7 protein-coding genes are annotated in these 9,521 nt (G+C 71.5%); all 7 read right to left on the reverse strand.

Features of this window, described 5'->3' with window-relative positions; genetic code table 11:
- The coding region (locus tag FUT87_RS02500) for an MHYT domain-containing protein (RefSeq protein WP_147239970.1) at positions 1-2,247 on the reverse strand (2,247 nt) is incomplete at its 3' end.
- A 177-nt stretch (positions 2,248-2,424) separates the two neighbouring features.
- On the reverse strand, positions 2,425-3,207 hold the full coding sequence (locus FUT87_RS02505; protein ID WP_147239971.1) for a MetQ/NlpA family ABC transporter substrate-binding protein: 783 nt from the start codon (positions 3,205-3,207) through the stop codon (positions 2,425-2,427).
- Between the two features lie 94 nt (positions 3,208-3,301).
- On the reverse strand, positions 3,302-3,985 hold the full coding sequence (locus FUT87_RS02510) for a methionine ABC transporter permease (protein WP_091731010.1): 684 nt from the start codon (positions 3,983-3,985) through the stop codon (positions 3,302-3,304).
- On the reverse strand, positions 3,982-4,989 hold the full coding sequence (locus FUT87_RS02515; RefSeq protein WP_147239972.1) for a methionine ABC transporter ATP-binding protein: 1,008 nt from the start codon (positions 4,987-4,989) through the stop codon (positions 3,982-3,984). Before FUT87_RS02515 ends, FUT87_RS02510 begins: the two co-directional genes overlap by 4 nt.
- A gap of 191 nt (positions 4,990-5,180) precedes the next feature.
- Positions 5,181-5,774, reverse strand: coding sequence for a hypothetical protein (locus tag FUT87_RS28300; RefSeq protein WP_141225408.1), 594 nt, complete (start codon positions 5,772-5,774; stop codon positions 5,181-5,183).
- 133 nt (positions 5,775-5,907) lie between these two features.
- A complete protein-coding gene (locus tag FUT87_RS02525; RefSeq protein WP_147239973.1) occupies positions 5,908-6,783 on the reverse strand; it encodes a carbon-nitrogen hydrolase family protein in 876 nt (291 codons plus the stop codon).
- On the reverse strand, positions 6,780-9,521 hold a 2,742-nt coding region (locus FUT87_RS02530), incomplete at its 5' end, for a YhdP family protein (protein ID WP_147239974.1). The genes FUT87_RS02530 and FUT87_RS02525, both read right to left, overlap by 4 nt.

A 9,521-nucleotide genomic window follows, 5' to 3' on the forward strand; every position in this document is an offset into this window, starting at 1 on the left:
CAGCGCGACCACCGGCGTGTGGCCGCGGCCCTGCGCATGCTCGAAGTTGCGGATCCGCCGCGTCGCGCCCAGGCCGTCCAACCCCGGCATGTGCACGTCCATCAGCACCGCGTCGAAGCGCTCGTCGGAGAAGGCCTTCAGCGCCTGCAGCCCGTCGGCGGCGAGCGTGACCTGATGCCCCTCGCGGCCCAGGATCAGCTGCAGCAGCTCGCCGTTCTGCGCCACGTCGTCGGCCACCAGCAGCCGCAGCGGCGGGAGGGCGACGGCCGCTTCGCTCGCCTGGGCCTCGGCGAGCGCCGCGTTGCCGGCCGGCAGCGGCAGCCAGACGTGGAAGGTGCTGCCCTGGCCGAGTTCGCTCTCGACGGTGATGCGGCCGCCCATGCGCTCGACCAGCTGCCGCGAGATGGTGGTGCCCAGGCCGGTGCCGCCGAAGCGGCGCGTCGTCGACGCGTCGGCCTGCGCGAAGGCGTCGAAGATGCGGTCCAGCCGGTCGGGCGCGATGCCGATGCCGGTGTCGACGACGGCCAGGTGGACCTGGCCGCCTTCGTGCCGCATGCGCAGCGTGACCACGCCGCGCTCGGTGAACTTGATCGCATTGCCGACCAGGTTCAGCAGCACCTGCTGCACCCGCAGCGGATCGCCCTGGAAGAAGCGCGGCGCGGCGGACGGGTAGTCGAGGTGCAGCACCAGGTTCTTGCGCTGCGCCAGCAGCCGCAGCGAGTTCAGCGCCTGCTCGCAGACGGTGCGCAGCGAGAAGTCGACCGACTCCAGCTCCATCGCGCCCTTGTCGAGCTTGGCGGTGTCCAGGATGTCGTTGAGCAGCGCCAGCAGCGAGCGCGCCGAGCCGCGCACCGTCGTCAGGTGGCGGCGCTGGGCCTCGGTCAGCGTGGTGTCCAGCAGCAGCTCGGTGAAACCGAGGATGGCGTTCATCGGCGTGCGGATCTCGTGGCTCATGTTGGCCAGGAAGGCGCTCTTGGCGGCGGCGGCGGACTCGGCGCGTTCCTTGGCTTCCTCGAGCTGGCGCTGCAGCCGCTTGGGCTCGGTGATGTCGAGGATCACGCCGTCGATCCACTGCGGCGCGCCCTGCGCGTCGCGCACCGCGCGGCCGCGCTCGGAGACCCAGCGCTCGCCGGCGTCGCGGGTGTGGACGCGGTACTCGAGCGCATAGGGCGTGTCGGCGGCGACGGCGGTTTCCACGGCCGCGTTCACCCGCGCCTGGTCGTGGCGATGGATCAGCGCGGCGAAGTGCTGGCGGCCTTCCAGGAAGTCGCGGGCGGTCCAGCCGGTCAGGTCCTCGACGGCGTCGTTGATCAGCAGCATCGACCAGTTCTCGTCCAGGCGGCAGCGGAAGGTCACGCCCGGGCTGTTGGCGATCACGGTGCGGTACTTGGTCTCGCTGTCGCGCAGCGCGGTCTCCATCACCAGCATGCGGCCGCGTTCCTCGACCAGCTCGGTGTTGAGACGGCGCAGCACCAGCAGGCCGTTGGCGCCGGCGGTGATGGCGCTGATGGCCAGCGCCATCACGGTCACGGCCAGGGCGAGCCAGCCGGCGTTCTCGATCGAGGTGTTGCAGGGGCCGTCGGCCAGGCCGACGAAGCGCGCGGCGCCCATCGCCGTGTAATGCATGCCGGCGATGGCGCCGCCCATCACCACGCCGCCCAGCGCGATCGCCCAGGGCCGGCTGAGGCGGCCGGCCAGGCCGAAGCGGATCCACAGCGCGAGCATCGCCAGCAGGACCGCGACCACGATGGAGGCGCCGAACCAGGCGGGGTCGTAGCGCAGCGCGGCGGACATCTCCATCGCCGCCATGCCGGTGTAGTGCATCGTCCCGATGCCGGCGCCGACCAGCACGCCGCCGGCGACCAGGCGCCAGCGGTCGAGTTCGCGGCGCGAGAGCAGGGCCAGCGCGACCCAGGAGGCGATCAGCGCCGGGACCATGGAGGCGGCGGTGACATGGGCGTTGAAGGCGATCTGGGCGCACAGCTGGAAGGCCAGCATGCCGATGAAGTGCATCGACCAGATGCCGCCGCCCAGCGCCAGCGCGCCCGTGGCCAGGATGGACTGGCGACGCCATCCCGTGGCCGGCTTGGCCATGCCGGCGACCTGCAGCGCCAGCGCCGAGGTCAGCGAGGCGACGGCCAGCGACAGCAGCACCAGGGCCCCGTCGTAATGGCCGGTGAGCAGCAGCGTCGGGGCGCCATCGCGAAGCAGGAAGAACTGCGGCAGCGCCGCGGAGAGTTCGGACACGGACGGGCGAGGAGCGGCATCCTGGCGGCGCCATTCCGAGGGACAAGGGAGGAGGCCGCCATGGTGCCAAGAAGCCGGGACGGCGGCCCGGCACAAATCCTCGATATCCAGCGCCCAAATGAAAGCGCCCCGCGATCGCGGGGCGCTGTACGGAAACAAACCCGGCCGCAGCCGTCGTCAGAAGGCAGGCACCACCGCGCCCTTGTATTGCGTCTGGATAAAGCGCTTGACGGCCTCCGACTGCAGCGCGGCCGCCAGCTTCTTCACGGCCGGAGCGTTCTGGTTGTCGTCGCGGGTGACCAGCCAGTTGGCATAGGGCGACTCGCCGCCCTCGATCGCCAGGGCGTCCTTGGCCGGGTTCAGCTTCGCCTCCAGCGCGTAGTTCGTGTTGATCAGCGCCAGGTCCACCTGCGGCAGGATGCGCGGCAGCGTGGCGGCCTCGATCTCACGGAACTTCAGCTTCTTGGGGTTGTCGGCGATGTCCTTGGTCGTCGCCAGGATGTTGGCCTTGTCCTTGAGCTTGATCACGCCGGCCTTGTCCAGCAGCAGCAGCGCGCGGCCGCCGTTGGTCGGATCGTTGGGGATCGCGACGGTGCCGCCCTCGGGCAGCGCGGCCAGCGTCTTGTGCTTGGTCGAATACGCGCCGAACGGCTCCACATGCACCGCCGCGACGGCCACCAGCCGCGTGCCCTTGCCCTTGTTGAACTCGTTCAGGTAGGGCTTGTGCTGGAAGAAATTGGCGTCCAGGCGCTTCTCGGCCACCTGCACGTTGGGCTGGACGTAGTCGGTGAAGACCTTGACCTCGAGCTCCACGCCCTGCTTGGCCAGCTCCGGCTTGACCAGGTTCAGGATCTCGGCGTGCGGCACCGCGGTGGCGGCGACGCTCAGCTTCTCGGCGGAGGCGGTGCCGGCGGTGGCCAGCGACAGGGCCGCGACGGTGGCGGCGAACAGCTTCTTCATGCTTGCAAACTCCTCTGAGGAACGATGCCGTTCGCCGGCTTGGGGCGATCGGCGCTGAAAGGGGGAGGCGGGGTCTCGTCGATGCCTGACGGGCTCAGCGGTGCGACACGCGGGTCACCAGCCAGTCGCCCAGCATCTGCAGCAGTTGCACCAGCACCAGCAGCAGCACCACGGTCACGACCATGACCTCGGTCTGGAATCGCTGATAGCCGAAGCGGATCGCCAGGTCGCCCAGGCCGCCGCCGCCGATGACGCCCGACATGGCCGTGTAGCCGACCAGCGTGATCGCGGTGACGGTGAGCGCCGAGACGATGCCGGGCAGCGCCTCGGGCAGCAGCGCCTGGACGACGATCTGGCGGGTGCTGGCACCCATGGCCAGGCCGGCCTCGACGATGCCGCGGTCGACGCCGCGCAGCGCGGTTTCCACCAGCCGCGCCAGGAAGGGCGTCGCGCCCACGACCAGCGGCGGGATCGCGCCGGCCACGCCCAGCGAGGTGCCGGTCACCAGCAGCGTGAACGGGATCAGCACGATCAGCAGGATCACGAACGGCAGCGAGCGCAGCACGTTCACCACCAGCGACAGCAGCGCGTACAGCCGGGGCGAGGACACCAGCCGGCCACGGTCGAACAGGTACAGGGCGATGCCCAGCGGCAGGCCCAGCAGCGCGGTGAAGAGCAGCGAACCGCCCAGCATCAGCAGCGTGTCGCCGCCGGCGGTGGCGATCTCGGGCCAGTCGATGGTCCGCAGGGTCTCGATCAGGGAGGGCGTGAGGCTCATGCGCGCAGCTCCTCGACCTGCACGCCGCGCTCGGCCAGCAGCTGGCGGGCGGCCTGGCGATCGCCGCCGCTGACGGCGATGGTCAGCTGGCCGTAGGGCTGCCGCTTGATGCGGTCGATGCGGCCGGCCAGGATGCCGAAGTCCAGGTTCGCGCGCCGGGCGACCTCGCCCAGCAGCGGCTCGTAGGTGCGCTCGCCGAAGAAGGTCAGGCGCCACAGGCTGCCGGCGACATGCGCGTAGTCGTCGCGCTGCTCGCCCTCGTCGACATGCTCGGCCGCCAGCACGAAACGCCGCGCCGTGTCGGAGCGCGGATGCAGGAAGACCTGCGCCACGGGACCGAGCTCGACGATGCGTCCGCCTTCCAGCACCGCGACGCGGTCGCAGACGCGGCGCACCACGTCCATCTCGTGGGTGATCAGCACGATGCTCAGCTTCAGCTCCTCGTTGAGCTCGGCGAGCAGGTCCAGGATCGAGCGGGTGGTTTCGGGGTCGAGGGCGCTGGTGGCCTCGTCGCAGAGCAGCACCTGCGGGTCCAGCGCCAGCGCGCGGGCGATGCCGACGCGCTGTTTCTGGCCGCCGGAGAGCTGGGCCGGATACTTGTCCGCCTGGTCGGATAGGCCGACGCGGGCGAGCAGCTGCTGCACGCGCGGCGCCATGCGCGCGGCCTCCCAGCCGGCGATGCGCAGCGGCCAGGCCACGTTCTGCGCGACGGTGCGCGAGCTCAGCAGGTTGAAGTGCTGGAAGATCATCGCGATCTTCTGGCGGGCGGCGCGCAGGCCGGCCGCGTCCAGCGCCTGCAGGTCCTGGCCGGCCACCACCGCGCGGCCGCTGTCCGGGCGCTCCAGCAGGTTGATCACCCGCAGCAGCGTGCTCTTGCCGGCGCCCGAGGCGCCGATGATCCCGAACACTTCTCCCGGTTCCACCCGAAGGTCGATACCCTGGAGCGCCGCCACGCGGCGCCCCTCGACCTCATAGGATTTGTGCAGCTGTTGGAGTTCGATCACGGACGAAAGACGGACGCTCGCGCCAGCTGGCCGCCGTTCGGGACCTTTTGCCGGCATGCGCCTTTTTGGGGCGGAAAGCCGTGATGCTTAGGGATAACCCGGCAGTTGGCAAGCAATCAATGCTTATATGCATATGCCGAGGTGGGAATTCCGCTGAATTCTTATATCGGGAAGGCGGGGTTTCCGGTTGCTCAGACGGGGAGCGAAAGGGACGCGAGGTCGCGGATCAGGTCTGCGATGTTGTTGCGCAGCGCGGCCTCGGTGGCGATGCGCAACTGCTCCGAGGGGTTCAGGCTGTCGTCGACGCCCGCCTTCTGCGTCGTGCGCAGCGTGCGCTGGTACAGCACCTTGCCGCCGCCGGCGGCGCGCTCCGTCAGCGTGTAGCGGACCGAGATCGCCACCTCCGGCAGCACCGGCACATTGGGCTGCGCCAGCGCCAGCACCTCGACCTGCAACTGGTAGCGCCCGGTGTCCGGCACGTCCGGCATCAAACCCAGGCGCCGCAGCGATTCCTGGTAGGTCTGGTTCAGCGTCATCGCGTTGATGCGGCTGCCCCACCAGCGCGAGGTCTCCTGGCCGCCGCTCACCGGCAGCAGGTCGATGTTGCGCCGCAACTGCGGGCTCAGCCAGGAGCGCAGCTGCAGCGATTCCATGTCGGTCAGCGAGGACTCCAGCGGCCGCGCCGGCGTGCCGCAGCCCGCCAGCAGCGCGCAGGCCATGGCGGCCAGCAGCGCCGGCATGGAGCGAAGAGGACGGGCAGGGCGGCGGTCGATCATGCCGGGCATCTTGCCTCCAGGGAGCGGGCGCCGATCGCCCGATCTGAACCGGATTCCGGCGCCGGATCGCAGGACCGGATCGCAGGGCCGGAACGCGGATGCGCTCGCGGACCGGCTCACGGAACGCGGCCGCCGCCGCGTCTCAGAGCCGACGGTGCTGCAGCGCCGGCAACTGCTCGCGCACCTGTGCGATGCGCGCCGGATCGAGGCGGGCGATCGCCAGGCCCTCGCCCTCGGGCAGGCAGGCCAGCACTTCGCCCCAGGGATCGACGATGAGGCTGTGGCCCCAGGTGCGGCGCCCGTTCTCGTGCGTGCCCCCCTGGGCCGAGGCGATGACGTAGGCCTGGTTCTCGACCGCGCGGGCCCGCAGCAGCAGCTCCCAATGCGCCTGGCCGGTGGTGTACGTGAAGGCCGCCGGCACGCTGATGAGGTCCAGCGGCCGCGGGCCGCCGAAGCTCATCGCGCGGAAGAGCTCCGGGAAGCGCAGGTCGTAGCAGATGGACAGGCCCACGCGCAGCGTGGGACCGTCGGCGATCGGCGCGTCGAAGCTCACCGGCGCCTCGCCGGCCTGGAGCACGCGGGCCTCGTCGTAGCGCTCGCGGCCGTTGTCGTAGCAGAAGAGATGCAGCTTGTCGTAGCGCGCGGCCATCGTGCCGTCCGGCGCGAAGACGCAGGTGGTGTTGCGCACCCGCTCGGCGGGCAGGGCCGCGCCGTCGATCGCCATCGGCAAGGTGCCGCCGAGGATCCACACGCCATGCGCGCGCGCCGCCCGGCGCAGCGCGCCCTGGATCGGCGCGTCGACGTCCCCGGGCCGCTCGGCGTAGGGCAGCTTGTCGGTGTCCTTGTGGCCCATGAGGCAGAAGTACTCGGGCAGCGAGACCAGCCGCGCGCCCTGGCGCGCCGCCTCGCCGATCCAGTGGGCGGCGCGCTCGAGGTTCTCCTCCAGCCGCGGGCCGGAGACCATCTGGATCGCGGCGATCGTGACCGGCGGCGCCGCCTGCGGGGTCGAGGTGCTCATTGGACGGACTCTCCTTGCGCGGTGGTGGCGTTGTTGTAGCTGCCCTGCGGCTGCGCACGGCGCGGCAACTGCTCGATGCGCGGATCGGACCAGGTGCCGGTGACGCGGAACTCCTCGGAGTTGGCCGCCGCCAGCGGCTTGCGCAGCAGCCACTGGGCCAGGAAGGCGCCCAGGCCGATGGCCGGATTCACCGCCGCGTAGGCGAGTGCCGCGCCGCCGGCATTGATCTCGGGCAGCACCAGCACATGCAGGTCCTGGGTCTCGGCCGCCAGATCGGCGCTGCCTTCCATCAGCACCGCCGCCTGCAGGCCCTTCATGCGCAGGTTGTCGCTGCGCGCGACGCCCTTGGCGATGCGGATGTCGCCGGTGACGTTGTCGAAAGCGAAGCCTTCGGAGAACACGTCGCGGAAGTCCAGCATCAGGCGCCGCGGGATGGACTGCAGGCTGAGCACGCCCAGCAGCCGGCCCACGCCGGGCTCGGCCTTGAGGAACTGCCCCGATTCCATCGAGACATTGAGCTGGCCGCTCATGCTGGCGTAGTCCGGCGACATCGGCGAGCCCTGCCACGCGACCTGGCCGGTGAGCACGCCCTTGCCGCCGCGCAGCACCTGGCCCTGGCCGAGCCGCTCCAGCAGCTTGCCGGCGTCGGCGACGTCCATCTTCCAGTCGAGTTCGGTGCGGCGCAGCGCCTGGCCGGGCTCGGGCGCCCACTTGCCGGAAGCGCTCAGCGTCGCGTCCGGGCTCTTGAGCACCAGCCGGTTGAGCTTCCAGTCGCGGGCCTCGCTCTGCTGCTGGGCATCGATCTCGAGCCGGCCCAGGCGCTTGCCGCGCAGCTCGAAGTCCTCGACGACGATGTCCAGCGCCGGCACCGAGCGCGGCTGCTTGTCGAGCAGCTGCTCGACGGAATCGGCATCGCTCTTGGGCACCGAGAGCCGCGAGAGCCGGGCGAAGACCCGGCCCGGCTGGTCCGGCCTGGCCGCGCGGACCTCGATCAGGCCGCTGAGCTGCTGCGCGTCGACCGACACGCGCCAGCCCGCGCCGGCGTCGTGGGAGATGCCCGCCGTCACGCCGTTGAGCGTGCGGCCCGCCACCTGCAGCGTCTGCGCCTTCAGCGTCAGCTGCGTCGGCGCGTAGCCGCCCTCGGCCGCGCCCTCGAGCTCCGCGCCGGCCTTCGCGCCGGTCAGGCCCGGCAGCGCGGTCTGCCAGGCGTCGGCATTGAACTGGTCGAAGCTGGCGCGCGCCGTCACGCCCTGCGCCGGCAGCTCGGGCGCGCGCTCGCGCACCGCGATGGCGCCGCGCAGCACCTTGGCCTCGTGAGTCACGTCGCGCTGGTACAGCGCCTGCAGCGGGCCGGCCTCGACGCGCAATTCATCGCGCAGGGCCGCGCCGGCCGGCGCCAGCGCCTTGGTGGCGATGCGCATCGGCCAGGCCTCCTCGGCCGCCTTGTGCATCGGCGCCGGCAGGTTCACCGCGATGCCCTGCAGCGGGCTGGTCACGGCGATCTCGGTCTGCCCGTTCTTGAGCACGCCCAGCTCGAAGCGCACCGCCGCCTGGCCAGTCATCACCGACGCCGCTTGCTGCAGCCCCAGCTCCGGCGCATTGCGCAGCGCCTCGGCCGTGACCGTGCCCTGCGCGGCGAAACGCATCGTGCCGTCGGGCAGGCTGCCGCCGTCGAAGCTGGCGTCGCCGCCCAGCACGCGCGCCTGGCCGCCGCGGATCTGCAGGCCCTTCTGGTCGAAGCTGACCTGCGCGCGGGCCTGGCCCAGCAGCGGCGTGTCGGGCCGGATGCGGACGTCGTTGCCGGTCAAGGTGACCAGGCCCTTGACCGTCGTGTCGTCGACATGCATCAGCGGCAGCCGCAGATTGAGCTTCAGCGCCATCGGACCGGTCGCGGTGGTCGTGTCCAGCACGTGGCTGGTGAGCGCCGCCACCGGCGAGGCCTTCACGTAGCGCAGCGCGTCGGCGAGCGCCCCGCGCGCCTGGCCGTCGATCTCCAGCACCGGCGCGTGGTGGTACAGGTCGGCGATGGACCCTTGCACGTTGACCAGGTCCACGCCCATCAGCCGGGCCTTGGCGTTGCGGATGCTCATCGCGGCGCGGTCGAAGACCAGCTCGGCGTCGAGCTGCTCCATCGCCGGCCACGGCGACTGGAAGGCGGGCAGTTCGCCCTCGGCCGGATGGCTGGGCACGTAGGCCAGCGTCAGGCCGCGGACCTGCCCCGACACCCGGAACTGCCCCTTGCTGCGCGGCGCGTCGAAGGGGAAGTCGATCAGGTCGCCCTGCAGGCGCACCTGGATGCGGTGCACCGTGCCGTCGCGGATGGCGTCGCGCACGTAGCGCCGCGCGTCGTGGCCCATCGAGGCCGGCAGGTAGCGCAGCACGCGCGGGGCCCGGATCTCGTCGATGCGGCCGGTGAGGTCGAGGCGGCCGTGGTCATGCGGACGCTTGCCGTCACCGCTCTGCCAGCTGCCGTCGACCTCGGCGTGCAGGTCGTCGTTGCTGAAGCGCACGTCGTTGAACTGCACCGTCCAGCGCGTGGCGGGCTCGGCCGGCGCCGACGCGGCGGTAGCCACCGCCGAGGCCGCGGCCAGCGGACGCGTCGCCGGCAGGGACAAGGGACCGGGCGCCGGCGCGCGCTTGGCCCCGCCGACCGCCACCGGGCGCTGCGCGCGCCACTGCACGCTGGCCTGCGCCTGCTTCAGCGGAACCGCCGCTTCCTCGAAGACGCCGGCAGCGTG

This window comes from Mitsuaria sp. TWR114 (assembly GCF_007997345.1).